This is a genomic window from Plantibacter sp. M259 (assembly GCF_006065115.1).
Taxonomy (GTDB): Bacteria; Actinomycetota; Actinomycetes; order Actinomycetales; family Microbacteriaceae; genus Plantibacter; species Plantibacter auratus.
The window spans coordinates 1294672-1312066 of the sequence record NZ_CP040750.1 but is presented as its reverse complement, the minus strand read 5'-3'; the positions used below and the strand labels follow the sequence as shown (position 1 = coordinate 1312066).

Here is a 17395-nt window from a genome sequence, read left to right as displayed (position 1 = left end):
CGTCAGCGCACCGCGCCGGCTGCGGCGCACACCGGCGTGGAGGTGCAGGTGTTATCCGTGCCATTGACTAACATGTGGGAATGACGTCACCCGGGGGACCGACCGCGCTCGACGCGCCCACATCGACGGCGAACGGCGGGGGCCGATCGCGTCGCGAGAAGCGGACGCGGATGCCCACGATGGCCGATGTCGCCGCGATCGCCGGCGTCTCCCCGCAGACCGTCTCCCGCGTGCTCCGGGGCCTCGACAACGTCACCGAGGTCACCCGCCTCCAGGTCGAAGCCGCCGTCGAGCAGACGGGCTACCGCCGCACCGGTCTCGCGCGCGCGCTCGTCACCGGCCGCAGCCGCACCATCGGCGTCCTCACCCACGAGACCGACTACTACGCGCGCGCCTCGATGATGCTCGGCATCCAGCGGGCGACGCACCAGCACGATTACTTCGTCAGCGCAGCCGGCACGACCTCGCTGTCCGCCGCGTCGATCACCGACGCCATCGAACGGCTCCGCAACCAGGGTGTCGACGGTCTCGTCATCGCCGTCCCGATCTGGGACGAGGTCTCCCTGCTCCGGGTCACGGCCGATCTGCCGACCGTGGTGATCGACGGCCTCGAATCCTTCGCCGACGAGATCGTGCGGGTGGACCAGGAGGCCGCAGGCCGTCTCGCGACGGAACACCTGCTCGACCTCGGACACGAGACCGTCTGGCACCTGAGTGGCCCGACCGCCTGGAAGGACGCGGGAGGCCGGACGACCGGCTGGCGCGCCGCCTTGCGCGACCGCGGGATCGACGAACCACCCGTCCTCTACGGGGATTGGAGCCCGGAGTCCGGGTACCGCAACGGCCTCCTGCTCGGGCGCATGCCCGACGTGACGGCGATCTTCGTCTCGAGTGACGAGATGGCCTTCGGCGTCCTGCGTGCCCTCGACGAACTGGGCCGGAGCGTGCCCGGCGACGTCTCGGTGATCGGCATGGACGACATCGCGCTGGCACGATTCGCCTCGCCGCCACTGACCACCATCCGCCAACCGTTCAGCGAGATGGGACGCGTGGCGGTCGAGCACCTGCTGACGCTCATCGAGGAGCCGGCCGCGGAGCGGGAGACGGTCGTCATGTTGCCCGAGCTGATCGTGCGCGGGAGCACCGCGGCGCCGACGACCGCCCCGTAGCCCGCGCGGTCCATCCCCGCGTCGTGGCTCAGAACTCTTCGACGTACTCCTCGGTCGGTCCGAGTTCCGGACGGTCGACGAACTCGACGGTCGATCCGGCCTCGTGGAGCTCGAGGATGACGATGCGGTTCGTGCCGGTCCGCAGAAGCGGCCCCGGCACGTAGAGCGTCTGCTGCGGGCCGATGTTCCAGTAGCGACCGAGGAGCGCCCCGTTGACCCAGACGAAGCCCTTCGTGGAGCCGGGCAGTCGGAGGTGGGTGTCGAGCGGCTCGTCGACGACGAACGTCGCGCTCGACAGGCCGCCCCCAGCACTCGGGGTGGCCGTCGGGCCGCCGGTCCGGTCGACGACCGCTCGGAGATGCAGCGGGTCCAGCTGATCGAGGGCCACTGCGCGTGCTCGCCAACCGTGCACGAGACGGCGTTCGACGAGCACCGGCCCCAGCAGGCCCTTCTTCGCGCCCAGCTGCGGTCCGTAGTTGACCCGGCCGAGGTTCTCGACCACCACGGTCAGCTTCGACATGAGGCCTGAGCCGACCACGGTGACCGTCCCCGCGGTGGTGATCGTGGCCTGGAGGGCTCCGTCGACGAAGACCAGGGCGCGATCGGCCACGCCGTCGAACACGAGGTCGACCGGTCGGTCGGGGAGCAGCACGTCGGCTTCGTAGACGACGAGACCGGCGTCGACACCGAGATCCTCGAACGACGGCGGGGCGGCCGACTCCGGTCCGAGGGGCTCACCGAGTCCGGCCAGTGCGTCCAGGAGGTCGGCACCGTGCCGGAGGGACACGCTGCGCTCCGGCAAGAACCGCACCTCGGGGGATCGCAGCGGCTCGTCTGCGACGCCGAGGACTTCACGCAGGGCGAAGAACTTGTCCGTGAACCGGCCGTCCTCGGCGATCGGTGCGTCTGAGTCGTAGCTCGTGATGGTCGGACGCAGCTCGCCCTCGACGATGTTGGCTCCGGACCAGAGCCCGAAGTTCGTGCCGCCGTGCGCCATGTAGATGCTGATGCTCCCGGCGTCGGCCAGGATGTCGCGGGCCACCGCTGCGGCGTTCCGCGCGTCCCGCACGTGGTGCGGCTGCCCCCAGTGGTCGAACCACCCGTTCCAGAACTCGGCGACGAAGAACGCCTCGTCCGGGCGCCGACTCCGCAGGAGGGCGCGCGCCTCGTCCGGCTTCGAGCCGAGGGTCGCCGCCATCATGATCCCGGGGATGGAACCGCCGTCGATCATCAGGTCGGTGGGCCCGTCGGCGGTGTACAGCAGCTCCTGCACACCGAGGCGACGCAGCAGCGCGGCGAGCCACCCGGGGTGATGTGCGTCGTCGCCGTAGCTGCCGTACTCGTTCTCCACCTGCACGGCGACGACCGGGCCACCGTGGATCGCCTGATACGGCGTGAGTCGGGGGATGAGTTCCTCGAACCACGTCTCGACCGGCTGCTGGTACCCGGGGTCCGAGCTGCGGAGCGCGATGTCGCGGGCGGTGAGCCACGCGGGGAGGCCGCCGTTCGACCACTCCGCGCAGATGTACGGGCCGGGTCGCAGCAGGACGTCGAGCCCCAGGTCGGCGGCCGTCTCCATGAACCGGCCGATGTCACGCCAGCCGGAGAAGCCCGGTGCAGCGTCCACGCGTGGCTGGTGGAAGTTCCAGGGGATGTAGGTGTCGATCGAGTTGAGCCCGAGGTCGACGAAGCGCAGCATCCGGTCGCGCCACTGCTCCGGCACGACGCGGAAGTAGTGCAGCGATCCGGACCGAACGGAGTGCGGCGCCCCATCGCGGAAGAGTCGTCCGTCCCTCCAGTGCAGTGCGGATGGAGCCTGCCGAACGGCGTCGTCGATCACGGGCGGAACGGCGGGACCGACGGTGTCGGCGAACTTCGTCATGGTGCGGTCGTCTCCTCGGATCGGCGTGCAGACTTCCACTATGAGCCATGCATGTTATGGATGCCAAGCCTTTGCTCGGCTCATTTCAGCCGATTTGTAACGCTTTTGAGTCATCGATTGTTATCCGTAGCATTTTCTGCCAGCATGACTGCCAAGCACCGCCGACCCCGCTCCCCTCCCACGGAAAGGCCGCACCGATGACCAGCACCGACGCTCCCGCCCACGGCCTCCGTGGTGCGCTCTCACATGGTCGGCGCCGGTCGCGGCTGCTCCTCGCCGCCGGAGCCCTGGTGCTGACGGCAACGGTCGTCGTCGGCGTCGCCGTCAGCGGAGCGGGCGCGGCACCCGCTGAGCTGGGGACCATCGACGGAGCCCCGGTCACCCGCGACGAGCTGCTGTTCCACATGGAGCGCGTCCGACCGGCCGTCGAGAACGAGGTCCTCGTCGAGACCGGATCCGGCTCCGTCGACTGGGACGCACCACTCGGCGACACGACCGCCCTCGACCGACTCCGGACGGCGGCCCTCGACGAGCTCGCGGCCGACCGCGTGGTGCTCGACCTCGGGCACGAGCGCGGACTCGTCCCGTTCGCGGACTTCGCCGGATTCGAACAGGCCCTCGCCGACACCAACACCGCCCGAGCGGCGCAGCTCGACGAGGGCGAGGTCGTCTACGGACTCACCTCCTTCCGCGCACAGGAGTTCTACGGCCGGACGATCGCCGATCTCCGCACCAGGCTCTTCTCTGCGCTGAGCTCGGGCGCGGACCCGGTCCTCGACGTCTCCGACGAGGAGGTCCGGGGCGCCTTCGACGCGCACGCCGAGGACTGGACCGTCAACGCGTCCACCTACCAGCTCACCCGGATCGCGGTGCCGCTCGCCTCGACCACCGCCGAGCAGTTCGCGGCACGACTCGCCGCAGAGGGCGTCGACGCCGTCTCCAGCACCGACCCGGACGCGACCGTCTCCGCGTCCACCCTCGACGGCGCGACCGGTCTCCTCGACGCCGGATCCCGCACCCCGGACCCACGCCTCGTCGCCGAGGTCGCGACCCTGCCAGCCGGCGCGCTCAGCTCGCCCGTGGTGGAGCTGGGTGAGCACGTCGTCTACCGCGTGGACGCCGTCACCGTCGACCGGGACGCCGCCTTCACCGCCTACGCCGACCGGATCCGAGCCCAGCTCGAGAACACCGCCCTCGACGCGCTCATCGCCGAACGCGTCGCGGCCCAAGCACGCCAGATGAACAGCAACGCCCTGCACCAACTCACGATGGAGGACACGCACTGATGAACACCGCCACCCCCGCGGCGACCCCGGAACCCCGACGCAGACGTCGGAACCGGTCAGCCCAGCACCCCGCCCTCCGAGGACTCGCCGTCCTCGGGCTCACCGCCCTCTTCGCCACGGCCTTCGCTCCGGCGGCGTCCGCGGCACCGACCACCCCGGGCACCGCCGTCCAGGCGGCTGCCGCTCCGACAGGCTGGGCCGGTGACACCCCGAACACGACGGGTGGCACGGACTACTTCGTCGACGCAACTGCCGGGGACGACGCGGCCACCGGCACGTCGGCGGCCACCGCCTGGAAGAGCTTCACCCAGGTCAACGCGAAGACCTTCGCGCCGGGCGACCGCGTCCTCCTGAAGGCCGGAGAGACCTGGTCGAACACCTCCCTGTGGCCGAAGGGTTCGGGCACCGAGACCGCGCCCATCGTGATCGACGCGTACGGTGACGCCGGTGCGCGCCGTCCCTACATCGCGACGAACGGACAGGTCCCCAGCCCCTTCACGAGTCCCGGTGTCAAGAACCCCGAGACCGTCGGACTGACCGGAGCGGTGATCCTCCGCAACCAGCAGTACGTCCACATCGCGAACCTCGAGGTGTCGAACGACGACGACTTCGCCACCGACATCACCACCGGCAGCTACGTCCGCGACGGCATCTCCGTCTCGATCAACGCCGACAAGCTCGAGGCCGGCGCCGATTCGATCATGCGCGGGATCTCGATCTCGAACGTCTTCGCCCACGACATCGACGGCCCGAGCTCCTGGCAGAAGATCCACTACGCCGGGGTCAACTTCCAGGTGTTCGGTTCGCAGCAGTACACGGCGTACCCGACAGGTGGCCACCACTTCCAGGACATCAGCATCCAGGACAACACCTTCGAGAAGGTCGAGCTGCACGCGGTGCAGTTCGCGTTCAACTGGTTCGGCGACCAGCAGGGCCAGACGGACGCCTCCGGCAAGTACCACGAGGGTTGGGAACAGCTCTGGGTCCGCGACCGCGACCTCTACAGCCGCGACGTGACGATCAGCCACAACTACGCCGAGAGCACCGGCCAGGGTCCGTTCCAGTTCGCGAACACCCAGCGCCTGACCGCCGAGTACAACGAGGCCAACGGGTGGCTCGAGCGCTACAACCAGGTCTCCGCAGGCCTCTACCTGTGGGCCGGTGCCGACAGCGTGATGCGCTTCAACGAGATCTACGGCGGCCCCGCCAACGAGTACGACGCGACGCCCTGGGACCTCGAGTTCACCAACTTCAACGTCGTCTACGAGCACAACTACTCGCACGACAACCAGGGCGGGTGGATGTCCTACATGGGCAACAGCTCCAACTCGATCGCCCGCTACAACCTCAGCGTCAACGACAACGGCGTGATCTTCAAGAACATGCTGTCGTCGAACTACTCGCCGACGTACATCCTCAACAACGTCTTCGTCTACGACGGCGCGGAGCTCGAGAGCTTCCACGACGAGGTGCTGAAGGACCGCGTCTACTTCGCGAACAACGTCTTCTACAACACCTCGACGACCACCTCCACGAACTGGGCTCGGAAGGCCGGCGGCCTCGACAAGGGCGTGTTCTCGAACAACGCCTACTTCGAGGCGAGCGGCACGCAGTCGGCCAACCAGCCGGTGGACAAGCGCGCCGTCGTCGGCGACCCGCAGTTTGTCGGGAACCCGGCCGACTACGCCAAGGACGCCGGCGTCGACGCCATCCGCGACTCCGCGTCCCTGTTCAAGCTGCAGGACACCTCGCCGCTGGTCGATGCCGGTCGGTACAACGAGCGCATCGGCTCGGACGACTTCTTCGGCACCGAGCTCTACTACGGTGACGGCGTCGACATCGGGCTGTACGAGGCGCCGACCGGCGCGAAGGTCGAGAACCCGGTCGACACCGACCCAATCGAGAACGAGGGCGTGGACACCCGAGTCGACCTCGCCAAGGGCAGGCCGATCGTCGCCAGCAGCACGCACCCGCACAACGACTTCGAGTTCAACGCGGGCAAGCTCGTCGACGGCGACCCGGCGACGCGCTGGGCCGGTGCAGACGACGCCACCTATCCGCTGACGATCGACATCGACTTCGGTGCCGACACGACCTTCGACGAGGTCGACCTCTCGGAGTTCACCGACTCGGGCACCGACCCTCGCGTCAACGCCTTCTCCCTGCAGCGATGGGACGCGGCGGCCGGGGCCTGGGTGACGTTCTCCTCCCAGACCGGGATCGGCGCGAGCAAGGTCGTGAAGGACTTCGAGTCCGTCACCAGCTCCAAGCTCCGGGTGTCGCTCGAGAGCCTGTTGCCAGGTCAGATCTACGCACCGACTCTGAGCACCATCAGCGTCTTCAACAGTGCGGTCGCCGCAACCGATCCCACGGTGACCCCGACGGCAGCGGTCATGGACAAGAACGCCGCGATGGCGGAGGACCCCGACAACCTGCCCACGTTCACGGTCGACCTCGACGGTGACACGCTCACCGGTCTCCGGTACGTCCAGCCCTCCGGCGCGATCGTCGGCAGCCTCGACGGTGCCGACTACGTCCGCACCGACACCGCGGACGGCGCGACGATCACCCTCACGAACGCGTTCGCCGCCGACAAGGAGCTCGGTACCTCCGGGGTCGTCTTCGAGTTCGGCTCGAACGCGACCAAGCGGGTCACGGTGGAGATCGTCGACACGACGGAACTCGCGGCGTCGATCGGCACGGCGAAGGCCCTGCTCGCCCCGCCGACGGCCGCGGCTCAGTCGGCGCGCGCCGCTGCTCCGGCGGCGGACGGTACCGAGACGTTGACCGCGGCGATCGCTTCGGCCGAGGCGGTCCTGGCCCTCGTCAACCGCGACACCGTCGCGACTGGCAACACCGCCGTGACGAACGCCGACGTGCAAGCTGCGGTCGTCGCGCTGAACGCCGCGATCGAGGCCTTCGAGCCCGGTGGCGGCACCCCGGTCACGCCGGGTGGACCGGGTACGCCCGGCACGCCCGGCGCAGGAAGCCCCGGTACCGGTGGATCTGGCGCCACCGGTACCGGTTCCAACGGCGGTTCGCTTGCGAGCACCGGAGTCGACGGCCTCGTGCCGGCAGCTGCAGGGATCCTCCTCCTGCTGGCCGGAGCAGCAGCACTCACCCTGCGGGCCCGTCGCGCATCGGCCATGAACCGATGACGGACCGCAGCACTCTCGCCCACCCCCGCACCACAACACACCCCACCACCCCTGCACCACCCACCAGCACTGGGAAGGACCCCTGTCATGAAGCGCACCAGAACCCTCGGCGTCATCGCCGCCGTCGCGACGGTCGGCATGCTCGCCGGCTGCGCGGGCAACTCCGGGACGGGCGGTGACGACGCCGACGCCCTGAAGATCGCCGCATTCGAAGGCGGCTACGGCGCCGAGATGTACAAGGAGGTGGTCGCGGCCTACGAGAAGCTCAACCCCGACGTGAAGATCGAGCTCACCACGAGCAAGACCCTCGCCGACGAACTCACCCCGCAGGTCGCGGCCGGTGACTACCCGGACCTCGTCTTCCTCGGTCTCGGTGCGAAGGAGGGCTTCACCGAGTCCTTCGTCCGCGACAACAACCTGGAAGACCTCACCGGTGTCCTCGACGAGAAGATCCCCGGTGAGGACGTCACGGTCGGCGACAAGCTGACCCCCGGCATCGTCGGCAACCTCAACACCAATCCCTACGGCGACGACAAGGTCTACCTGATGCCGATGTACGCGTCGCCGACCGGCCTCGTGTACAACCAGAAGCTGTTCGCCGACAACGGCTGGACCGTCCCCACCACCTGGGACGAGATGTTCGAGCTCGGCGACACCGCGAAGGCCGAGGGTATCTCGCTGTTCACCTACCCGACGGCGGGCTACCTCGACTCCTACTTCTTCTCGCTGCTGTCGGCGGTGGGCGGACCGGAGTTCCTGAACGACGTCCTCACCTACAAGCAGGACGTCTGGAAGTCGGACGACGCGACCGAGGCGCTCGAGCTCACGACGAAGCTCCTCAGCTACGCGGCCCCGACCACGGTCGGCTACGCGAACGGGCAGGACTTCACGAAGAACCAGCAGACCATCCTCGACGGCACGACGCTCTTCATGCCGAACGGCTCCTGGATCGCGAACGAGATGAAGGACGCCCCCCGCACCGACGGGTTCCAGTGGGGGCTCACCCCGGTCCCCGCTCCCGAGGCCGACGGCACGCGCTACCTGACGACGTTCGTCGAGTCGGCGTGGGTTCCGAAGGAGGCAGCGCACAAGGACGCGGCGAAGGACTTCATCGCCTACCTCTACTCGGATGAGGCCGCCGACATCTTCGCGAAGGCGAACGCCATCCAGCCGATCCAGGGGCTCCCCGAGCGCCTGACCGGTGAGGCGAAGGACTTCTACGCCGTCTACAGCGAGCCCGGGGTCGAGGCCGTCGTCGGTGCCTTCGCCGCGACCAAGCCGGTCCCTGGCGTCGACCTCAAGGCCACGCTCTTCGACGCGGCCAACAGTGTCCTCTCCGGCACCATGACCCTCGAGGACTGGCAGAACCAGGTCAACGAGGCGAGCAACAAGCTCACCGACCAGCTCGCGGGCTGATCCGAACCGGTGCGCCCGTCCGATCCCCTGGTCGGACGGGCGCACCACCCTCCTCGCAGAAAGGACGCGCTGTGGCCAGACGCCCCGTCTCCCTCAACACCCGTGGGAAGAACCGCTTCGTGCTGCTGTGCGTCGCGCCCGCGATCATCCTCTACGTGCTCTTCATGGTCGTCCCGACCTTCGACGTCTTCCGGATGTCGCTCTACAACTGGACCGGCGTCGGCGGCACCCCCACGTTCGCCGGCTTCGACAACTTCATCGCCCTCGCCGGTGACATGCAGTTCGTCCGGGCGTTCCAGAACACCGTCTTCCTGCTCGTCGTCGTCTCCATCGTGACGATGGCCGGCGGGCTCGTCCTCGCCGGGGTCATGACCCAGGGCAAGGTGCGGGCGAGCAACCTGTACCGGTTCGTCCTCTACCTGCCGAGCGTGCTGTCCATCGTCGTCGTCGCAGCGATCTTCTCCGCCGTGTACGACCAGCAGAACGGCCTCATCAACGGTTCGTTGAACTTCCTCGGCCTCGGTTCGTTGTCGCAGGTCTGGCTCGGCGACCAGAAGATCATCATGTACAGCATCGCCTTCGCGATGGTCTGGCAGTCCCTCGGCTACTACCTCGTGCTCTACATGTCCGGCATGTCGAACATCCCGGCCGAGATCTACGAGGCCTCCGCGCTCGACGGTGCTGGCCCGTTCCGGCAGTTCTTCGACATCACGCTGCCGCTCGTCTGGGAGACGCTCCGCACCTCCCTCATCTTCTTCATCATCAGCTCGATCAACCTCGCGTTCGTGCTCGTCCGGGCACTCACCGGCGGTGGTCCGGACGGCGCCTCCGAGGTCCTCCTCGACTACATGTACAAGCAGGCGTACACGAACTCGAGTTACGGCTACGGCATGGCCATCGGGACAGCGATCTTCCTGTTCTCATTCCTCGCGGCGCTCATCATCAGCCGCGCGACCAAGCGAGAGGTCCTCCAGTTCTGATGACCACGACCACCTCAGCCCCAGTCCCCCCGATCGTCACGCCACCGTCCTCGTCGGTCCCGCCTGGTCCGACCTCCCGTCAGCGCGTCCGTCGTCGTCGGCCGGTGTCGTGGATCTCGAACCTCGTCCTGATCCTCATCTCGCTCATGATCCTGGTGCCAGTGCTCTGGGTCGTCATGGCATCGGTCAAGACCAAGGGCGAGTTCTACGGCAACCCGTGGGCGCTCCCGGAGGGCCTGCACTGGCAGAACTTCGTCGACGCGTTCGTCGACGCCAACATGGGCCCGTATCTGCTCAACTCCCTGCTCGTCACGGTCGTCGGCCTCTGCTTCGTCCTGATCATCGCCGTGCCGGCCGCCTATGCGCTGGCGCGGTTCGAGTTCCGCGGCAAGTCGATCCTCGAGACACTGCTGCTCGCCGGTCTGTTCATCAACGTGAACTACATCGTCATCCCGATCTTCCTCATGCTGCTCGGGTGGGACAAGGCCCTGCGGACCTTCATGCCGAGCGGCTTCTTCATCAACAACCTGTTCGTGCTGGGCCTCGTGTACGCGGCGACGTCGCTGCCGTTCACGATCTACCTGCTGCTCGCGTACTTCCGCACCATCCCGGTGTCCTATGAGGAGGCCGCCACGCTCGACGGTGCGTCCCGGTTCCGCACGATGCGGACGGTCATGTTGCCGATGGCGATGCCGGCGATCAGCACGGCGATCCTGTTCAATTTCCTGAGCTACTGGAACGACTACATCATCTCCCTGTCGCTCATCCCGGGCGAGAACAAGACCCTGCAGGTGGGACTGCTCAACCTGTTCCAGGCACAGCGTGCGGCAGCCGACTACGGGCGGTTGTACGCGGGCATGGTGATCGTCATCATCCCGGTCGTGATCCTCTACATCATCATCCAGAAACGCTTGTTGCAGAACGTCGGAGCCGGAGGGCTGAAGGAATGACCAAGGAACGTGTGGGGGCCGTCGTCGCGGCGGTCGTCTTCGTGATCTGCGTGGCAGCGGTGATCATCGCCAACCAGTCCGTGGGCTGGCTGAACCTCGGCGTGATGCTGCTCGGACTCGCCGGGTTGATCACGCTGCTCGCCCTCTACAACCGGAAGTTCCGATGAGCGGCGGCTCGGCGGAGACGGTCGCTGCGCGGTTGGCTGAAGCGGTCGCCGTCGTACCGTCGCCCCGGCAGCTCGCGTGGCAGCGGATGGAGTTCTACGGCTTCATCCACTTCGGGGTCAACACCATGACCGACCGGGAGTGGGGCGACGGCACCGAGTCGCCCGCCGTGTTTGACCCGGCTGGCGTCGATGCGGCGCAGTGGGTCGCGGCGGCGAAGAGCGCCGGCATGCGCGGGCTCATCCTCACCTGCAAGCACCATGACGGCTTCGCGCTGTGGCCCACGGCCGTCAGCGACCACTCGGTGGCGTCGAGTCCGTGGCGCGACGGTGGAGGCGACCTCGTCGCAGAGGTCGCGGACGCGTGTCGAGCGGCGGGGCTGGCGTTCGGCGTCTACCTGTCGCCGTGGGACCGCGCCGAACCGAGCTACGGCTCAGGTGATGCGTACGACGACTTCTTCGTCGCGCAGCTGACCGAGCTCCTCACCGGATACGGCGAGCTGTTCTCGGTCTGGTTCGACGGCGCGAACGGTGAAGGGCCGAACGGCAAGAAGCAGCTGTACGACTGGGATCGCTACTACGCGGTCGTGCGCGAGCTGCAGCCGAACGCGGCGATCAGCGTGTGCGGACCGGACGTGCGCTGGTGCGGGAACGAGGCCGGGTCCACGCGGGCTGACGAGTGGAGCGTGGTCCCCGCGTCGCTGCGAGATGCCGAGCGCACCGCGGACCGCTCGCAGCAGGTCGACGACGGGCTGTTCTGCCGGGCCGTCCAGTCCGACGAGGACGACCTCGGTAGCCGCGCTGCCATCCTCGCGACCAGGGAGCCGCTCGTCTGGTACCCGGCGGAGGTCAACACCTCCATCCGTCCGGGGTGGTTCCACCATCCCTCCGAGGACGGGATGGTCCGCTCGGCCGAAGAGCTCTTCGACATCTACGAGCGCAGTGTCGGCGGGAACGCGACGTTCCTGCTCAACCTGCCACCCACCAGGGACGGACTGATCGCGGAGCCCGACCTCGAGAGCCTCGCCGGTCTCGGCCGACTCATCGACGGCCTGGAACAGCTCGACGTCGCGGATGCCGCTCTGCTCACGATGTCGAGCGCGCCGGTGCCGGCCGCGTCGATCACCGGTACGGGTTCGCAGCTGGACCTGGTGTCATGGCGTCCGGCCGACGACGATCCCCAGCCGACCCTGCGGCTCCGCTGGGATCGACCTCAGCTGGTCTCCGGAGTGAGCGTGCGGGAGGCGATCGCTCACGGGCAGTTGGTCGAGGGGGTCGAGGTCTCGGTGGTGGACGCCGACGGTGTGCCGCGGGTGCTCGCTTCGGCGGCGACGGTGGGTGCTCAGCGGATCCTCCGGTTCGACGCCGTCGAGACGTCCGAGCTGCGCGTGACGATCACCGCATCGCGAGCCCAGCCGCGGATCGCGCGGGTCGCGGTCTTCACGACCTCCTGACGGTCTCCTCCACTGCGGGTGTGCGTCAGCGCGGTGCGCTGACGCGAGCGCGGGTTTGTCGGCGTGGGCGCGCCCCCGTGACGTGAGCGCGGGTCTCCGGAGGGGTGCGCTCACGCCGATGGGGCGCGCTCACGGGGTGGACCCGTCGCGGTGTCAGCAGCCGATGGCTGGTTTGCCGGGGCGGCAGGGTTTGTCGACGCCGACGGTCGAGTTCCGCACGATCTGGACCGTGTGGGGTTCTTCGGTCGGGATCGAGAGGGTTCCGACGACGGGAAGCCACCCACTGTCGCCGATGCGATACTCGGCGGCGTACTCGACCTCCGCGGTGATGATCTTGGTTCCGACCGTCGTGTAGCGGTGGCTGGTCGGGGTCTTGGAGAACTCGGCCAGCCCGAGGGACGCCCAGGTCGACCCGCCGGTCCGGGTGGTGGCGGTCTCGCCGTCGCCGTAGTCGAAGGTGAATCCGACGGGGATGAAGTTCACCTCCGCGGCCTGGCCCAACAGGGTGCCGGTGCGGGTGTGTCCTGAAGCGCCGGCGATGACGTTGGTGTGGAGCCCGCGGACACCCCAGGCGGCGGGTTCGGTCGTGACGGTCGCTGCGGCGGGTGCGAAGCTGGCGACGTCGCGGATCGTGACGGGCTGTGCGGCGGGTGCTGCTCCGAGGTCGGTGCCGAGATCGCCCGGGGTGAAGGTGTAACACTCGTCCGGCCGGATGAGGCTGCAGACCGTGCGCTCACCGTTGGGACCATCTGTCACACCGGGTGGAAGCTCGGCTGAGCCGCCTTCGTCGTCGCCTCCGCCCGTCCCGCCACCGGAACCACCGCCTCCACCCGAACCGGGCCGTTCGACGCTGCCACCGATGTCGACGGAGCCATTGCCGGCGCATCCCCAGATTGCGTCAGCGGAACCGCAGCTCGCGGCCATTGCAGGCTGAGGGGCGGCCATCGTCATCGTCACCCCGGCAACGAGAGCCATGGCGAGCGTGGCAATTGCTGTCCTCACGCGCATGACGACGCCCCCTCTTCTGCATCCTTCGACGTGATGATGAAACGGTCGGAGTTAACCGGATCGACGCCGAGGGATATCCCGAATCCAACGGCGGGTTGGCGATCGGGTTGCGGTTGGGGCTGGCCGTTCGCGTCAAAGATCTCGACGGAGTCGATGATCTCGCATGCGAATGCTCGGGCTACGACTCCGAGTGAGTCAGGCGAGCTGTAGAACTCTCGTACTTGGACACCGGACAGCCCGATGTCTCCTCGAGTGCTGTAGCCGCCGTCACGCATTCGGGAGTACGCCTCGTATTCGATAGCCACAACGTCGGGGGACGCGACAGCTTCGATGCGTTCTGGATTGATGCCACCCTCGTGAAGGATGGTGTTCGAGATGTCGAGGAACTGCTGATACGTCTCCGTCACGGCCGCCAGGGCCTGTTCCTCGTTCTCGAAGACCGGCGGAGGACTGCTCGGGGCGGAGCCGGTTCGGGGTCGGTGCACGCGGTGAGGGCGAGGAGTCCCATCACGAGTGCGAGTGTGGAGAGGGTTCGAGGCGCGGATGTCGTCGGCATCCCTCGACGCTACGGGCGGTCGAAGAGGCCGCTCGGGTTATCCACAGTGCAGATATGCCTACACCGACATATGTCGCGCACGAGGCCGCTGTGCCAGCGCGGTGCGCTGGCGTGAGCGCACCCCGAAGGACGTGAGCGCGGGCCTCCGGAGGGGCGCGCTCACGTCAGGGACCCGCGCTCGCGTCAGCGCACCGCGCTGGCGTCAGGCCCAGGCCCGGGGTCAGGAGCGGCCGAGCCACCAGGCGGGGGAGGCCGCGATGACCGTGCGAGCCGCGGCATCGATGTCGTCGAGGTCACCGGATCGCAGCCACTCCTCGATCGCCGCGACGGTGCCGGCGCCGGCGTAGGCCACGAGCATGCGCACGTGTCGCTCCGGCGTGATGCCGTCCTCGCGGGGTGGGGCGATCTGCGGGTGTCGGTCGAGGTGGTGCGCGAGCGCCTGCTCGATCCGCTCGGTGAGCGCGTCACGCAGGGGGCCGATGAGCCGGGGGTGCATGGCGTTGCGGTAGATCGTCGCGTGCTCGGCGACGTGACGCAGGAGGTCGCGCTCGGACTCGTCGAAGACGCTCAGCGTCGAGTCGCTGCGCGCCGGCAGATCGGCGTGCGCCTGGAGCGTCTCATCCAGTTCCTCGCCGAGCACGTCGGCGAGCAGGTGGACGGGCGTCGCGGCGTGACGGTAGAAGGTGTCGCGGGTGATCCCCGCCACCCGGGACACCTCCGCAACGGTCACCTGATCGATGCGCTTCGCCGCCGCGAGGGTGTGGATCGCGTCACGAAGGGCACTGCGGGTTCGTGCCTGACGAGGGTCCATGCGTTCACTCTAGTGAGGCCCGACCGGTCGGCTCGTGCTCCAAGTTGCACCCCTGCTCGGAGAGTGCAATACTGCACTTCGTGATGCAGAGTGCAACTTCGACGAATCGGCTGTCCGACCGGATGGCCGCCACCGCTGCGCGCCTGACGACCGTGTCACGTCGGCTCACGGCCACCCACGGGCTCAACGGCTTCACGATCGAGGAACTCTGCGAGGAGGTCGGCGTCTCGCGCCGCACCTTCTTCAACTACTTCCCGAGCAAGGAGGACGCCGTCCTCGGCGTCGACGAGACCGAGGAGACCGAGCGGTTCGCCACCGAGTTCCTCGCCCTCGGCTCGCGCGGGTGGCGCGCCGTCCTCGACGACTTCATGGTCATCGCGGCCGCCCATGCGGAGCGGTCCGGGTTCGGTCTCGCCGAGCACGTCGACTTCCACGCCGCCCTCGAGCGCGAACCCAAGCTGCTGGTCCGCTTCATGGGCCTCAACCGTGAGCGCGAGCAACTGCTCGTCGAGCTCATCGCCGCGCGGGAAGGCGTCCCGGCGGACGATCCACGTGCCCGCGCCTGCGCCGACCTCTTCGGGATGGCGATCAAGACGACGATGGCGCGCGTCTTCGGCAGCGGCGTCGCCGACCTCGGACAGGGCGGGGAGTTCGACATCGTCGGCTCCATCCGCGACTGCCTCGCGACGTACCGCACCATCCTCGAGCCCGACGACCCCGAACCCGCCGACGCCGGACCTGCCGACGACGCCGCGCCCCAGAACCCCCACACGAACCCCACTCCCCGAAAGGACCTCCCGTGACCGCCGCCACCGCCGCACCCACCGAGGGCCCGATGCTGCTCACCAAGCGCCGCATCTGGATCATCTTCGCCGCCCTCATCGCGGGCATGCTGCTCTCCAGCCTCGACCAGACGATCGTCTCCACCGCCATGCCGACGATCGTCGGACAGCTGGGCGGCGTCGACCACCAGGTCTGGCTCACCACCGCCTACCTCCTGGCGACCACGATCGTCATGCCCGTGTACGGCAAGTTCGGTGACGTCCTCGGCCGTCGTCGCCTCTTCCTCGTCGCGATCGCCCTGTTCACGATCGCCTCCGTCGGCTGTGCGTTCGCGGGCGACTTCACGCAGCTCATCGTCTGGCGTGCCGTCCAGGGCCTCGGTGGCGGTGGCCTCATGATCCTGTCGCAGGCGATCATCGCCGACATCGTGCCCGCCTCCGAGCGCGGCAAGTACCTCGGCCCGCTCGGCGCCGTGTTCGGTCTCTCCGCCGTCGGTGGTCCGCTCCTCGGTGGCTTCTTCGTCGACCACCTCACCTGGCAGTGGGCGTTCTACATCAACATCCCGGTCGGCATCGCGGCCTTCGCGATCGCATTCTTCACGCTGAGGCTGCCGAACAAGAAGGCGACCGCGCCGATCGACCTCCTCGGCGTGATCTTCCTCTCGGCGTTCACCACCTGCCTCATCTTCTTCACCGACTTCGGTGGGGACGCCGCTCACGGTTGGGGCGCCATCGAGACCTGGATGTTCGGCATCGGCATGCTGCTCGCCGCGCTGCTCTTCGTCATCACCGAGGCGCGGGCCAAGGACCCGATCATCCCGCTGTCGCTGTTCAAGAACCCGACGTTCATCAACGCGACCGCGATCGGCCTCACGCTGGGCCTCGGCATGTTCTCGGCGATCGGCTTCGTGCCGACCTTCCTCCAGATGTCGTCCGGCACCTCGGCAGCCGCGTCGGGCCTCCTCATGATCCCGATGATGGTCGGCCTCATCGGCACCTCGATCGTCTCGGGGAACCTGATCACCAGGACCGGTCGCTACCGGATGTTCCCGGTCATCGGCACGCTCGTCACCGCCGCCTCCATGGTCGCGTTCACGACGCTCACGGCGGACACCCCGATCTGGCTGATCTGCGTCTTCCTGTTCTTCTTCGGCGCTGGTCTCGGCCTCATCATGCAGGTCGTCGTGCTCGTCGCCCAGAACTCGGTGGACGCGTCGATGGTCGGAACCGCGACCAGCACGAACAACTACTTCCGCGAGGTCGGGGCGTCGCTCGGCGTCGCTGTGTTCGGCACGATCTTCACCACGCGCCTCACGGCCAACCTGAAGGACGTGTTCGCGAGTTCGGGAGCCAGCGCGGGTGACGCCTCCAACGCGGCGGCGACGATCGATCCGCAGACGCTCAGCCAGCTTGCGCCGGGCATCCGCGACGGTGTCGTGACCGCCTATGCCGATGCTCTGGCTCCGGTGTTCTGGTACCTGTTGCCGTTCATCGGCGCGGCCTTCCTGCTGTCGTTGTTCCTCAAGCAGATCCCGCTGTCCGACGTCGCCGGGCTCGTCGCCCGCGGTGAGGCCGTTGGCGGAGACGAGGCGGAGTCGCTCGAGGCTGCAGCGCGCGGCAAGGTGCCTGCCTCGACCACCGGGGTACCCGCGTTCGACCGGGCCTCGAGTCGCGACGGTGAACTGACGGACGCTGATCGCGAGCAGTCGCCGCGGTAGGACTCGGCCGCTGCATGACGCCGGCCCTGGGACACGTCGTCCCGGGGCTGGCGTCGTCATG

General features: G+C 68.1%; 14 protein-coding genes. 10 read left to right on the top strand and 4 right to left on the bottom strand.

Features of this window, described 5'->3' with window-relative positions:
- The first annotated feature begins 80 nt into the window (after positions 1 to 80).
- Positions 81 to 1169: a LacI family DNA-binding transcriptional regulator gene (locus FGL15_RS05965; RefSeq protein ID WP_205858695.1), complete on the top strand. Its 1089-nt coding sequence runs from the start codon at positions 81 to 83 to the stop codon at positions 1167 to 1169.
- Positions 1170 to 1197: 28 nt separating this feature from the next.
- Here FGL15_RS05965 and FGL15_RS05960 read toward each other — a convergent pair whose 3' ends face one another.
- Positions 1198 to 3051 carry a glycoside hydrolase family 35 protein gene (locus FGL15_RS05960; protein WP_138945334.1) on the bottom strand — a complete coding sequence of 618 codons (1854 nt, stop codon included), beginning with the start codon at positions 3049 to 3051 and terminating at the stop codon, positions 1198 to 1200.
- 197 nt (positions 3052 to 3248) lie between these two features.
- Between FGL15_RS05960 and FGL15_RS05955 the strand changes: the two genes are divergently transcribed.
- The 7 genes from FGL15_RS05955 to FGL15_RS05930 all read left to right on the top strand — a co-directional run bounded on the left by FGL15_RS05955 (position 3249) and on the right by FGL15_RS05930 (position 12459).
- Positions 3249 to 4337, top strand: a complete 1089-nt coding sequence (locus FGL15_RS05955) for a peptidylprolyl isomerase (RefSeq protein ID WP_138945333.1) — start codon at positions 3249 to 3251, stop codon at positions 4335 to 4337.
- Entirely contained in the window at positions 4337 to 7495 is a 3159-nt protein-coding gene (locus FGL15_RS05950; RefSeq protein ID WP_138945332.1) for a discoidin domain-containing protein, read from the top strand. The genes FGL15_RS05955 and FGL15_RS05950 overlap by 1 nt, the downstream gene beginning before the upstream one ends.
- Positions 7496 to 7582: 87 nt before the next feature.
- On the top strand, positions 7583 to 8911 hold the full coding sequence (locus FGL15_RS05945; RefSeq protein WP_138945331.1) for a carbohydrate ABC transporter substrate-binding protein: 1329 nt from the start codon (positions 7583 to 7585) through the stop codon (positions 8909 to 8911).
- 71 nt (positions 8912 to 8982) lie between these two features.
- Positions 8983 to 9891 carry a carbohydrate ABC transporter permease gene (locus FGL15_RS05940; RefSeq protein WP_231884403.1) on the top strand — a complete coding sequence of 303 codons (909 nt, stop codon included), beginning with the start codon at positions 8983 to 8985 and terminating at the stop codon, positions 9889 to 9891.
- Positions 9891 to 10841 (top strand): carbohydrate ABC transporter permease, encoded by a 951-nt coding sequence (locus FGL15_RS05935; protein ID WP_138945330.1) that lies wholly within the window; start codon positions 9891 to 9893, stop codon positions 10839 to 10841. The genes FGL15_RS05940 and FGL15_RS05935 overlap by 1 nt, the downstream gene beginning before the upstream one ends.
- A complete protein-coding gene (locus FGL15_RS20255; RefSeq protein ID WP_167620520.1) occupies positions 10838 to 11008 on the top strand; it encodes a hypothetical protein in 171 nt (56 codons plus the stop codon). Before FGL15_RS05935 ends, FGL15_RS20255 begins: the two co-directional genes overlap by 4 nt.
- Complete coding sequence (locus tag FGL15_RS05930; RefSeq protein WP_138945329.1) at positions 11005 to 12459, top strand: alpha-L-fucosidase; 1455 nt, start codon at positions 11005 to 11007, stop codon at positions 12457 to 12459. The genes FGL15_RS20255 and FGL15_RS05930 overlap by 4 nt, the downstream gene beginning before the upstream one ends.
- A gap of 153 nt (positions 12460 to 12612) precedes the next feature.
- Here the strand turns inward: FGL15_RS05930 and FGL15_RS05925 are convergent, their stop codons facing one another.
- The 3 genes from FGL15_RS05925 to FGL15_RS05915 all read right to left on the bottom strand — a co-directional run bounded on the left by FGL15_RS05925 (position 12613) and on the right by FGL15_RS05915 (position 14834).
- Positions 12613 to 13215, bottom strand: coding sequence for a hypothetical protein (locus FGL15_RS05925; protein WP_138945328.1), 603 nt, complete (start codon positions 13213 to 13215; stop codon positions 12613 to 12615).
- A 242-nt stretch (positions 13216 to 13457) separates the two neighbouring features.
- Positions 13458 to 13952 carry a hypothetical protein gene (locus FGL15_RS05920; protein WP_138945327.1) on the bottom strand — a complete coding sequence of 165 codons (495 nt, stop codon included), beginning with the start codon at positions 13950 to 13952 and terminating at the stop codon, positions 13458 to 13460.
- A 291-nt stretch (positions 13953 to 14243) separates the two neighbouring features.
- Positions 14244 to 14834: a TetR/AcrR family transcriptional regulator gene (locus FGL15_RS05915; protein WP_138945326.1), complete on the bottom strand. Its 591-nt coding sequence runs from the start codon at positions 14832 to 14834 to the stop codon at positions 14244 to 14246.
- Between the two features lie 83 nt (positions 14835 to 14917).
- On the opposite strand from FGL15_RS05915, the gene FGL15_RS20515 reads away from it, so the two are divergent.
- Positions 14918 to 15637: a TetR/AcrR family transcriptional regulator gene (locus FGL15_RS20515; RefSeq protein ID WP_138945325.1), complete on the top strand. Its 720-nt coding sequence runs from the start codon at positions 14918 to 14920 to the stop codon at positions 15635 to 15637.
- Between the two features lie 32 nt (positions 15638 to 15669).
- The gene (locus FGL15_RS05905; protein WP_138947214.1) at positions 15670 to 17334 is read left to right on the top strand and encodes an MDR family MFS transporter; all 1665 of its coding nucleotides are present in this window, start codon (positions 15670 to 15672) and stop codon (positions 17332 to 17334) included.
- The last annotated feature ends 61 nt before the right edge of the window (positions 17335 to 17395 follow it).

Coding starts and splice junctions, on each gene's coding strand:
- FGL15_RS05965 (WP_205858695.1), top strand. CDS start 81: ATGACGTCACCCGGGGGACCGACCGCGCTCGACGCGCCCACATCGACG.
- FGL15_RS20255 (WP_167620520.1), top strand. CDS start 10,838: ATGACCAAGGAACGTGTGGGGGCCGTCGTCGCGGCGGTCGTCTTCGTG.
- FGL15_RS05905 (WP_138947214.1), top strand. CDS start 15,670: ATGCTGCTCACCAAGCGCCGCATCTGGATCATCTTCGCCGCCCTCATC.
- FGL15_RS20515 (WP_138945325.1), top strand. CDS start 14,918: ATGCAGAGTGCAACTTCGACGAATCGGCTGTCCGACCGGATGGCCGCC.
- FGL15_RS05930 (WP_138945329.1), top strand. CDS start 11,005: ATGAGCGGCGGCTCGGCGGAGACGGTCGCTGCGCGGTTGGCTGAAGCG.
- FGL15_RS05950 (WP_138945332.1), top strand. CDS start 4,337: ATGAACACCGCCACCCCCGCGGCGACCCCGGAACCCCGACGCAGACGT.
- FGL15_RS05915 (WP_138945326.1), bottom strand. CDS start 14,834: ATGGACCCTCGTCAGGCACGAACCCGCAGTGCCCTTCGTGACGCGATC.
- FGL15_RS05945 (WP_138945331.1), top strand. CDS start 7,583: ATGAAGCGCACCAGAACCCTCGGCGTCATCGCCGCCGTCGCGACGGTC.
- FGL15_RS05955 (WP_138945333.1), top strand. CDS start 3,249: ATGACCAGCACCGACGCTCCCGCCCACGGCCTCCGTGGTGCGCTCTCA.
- FGL15_RS05935 (WP_138945330.1), top strand. CDS start 9,891: ATGACCACGACCACCTCAGCCCCAGTCCCCCCGATCGTCACGCCACCG.
- FGL15_RS05960 (WP_138945334.1), bottom strand. CDS start 3,051: ATGACGAAGTTCGCCGACACCGTCGGTCCCGCCGTTCCGCCCGTGATC.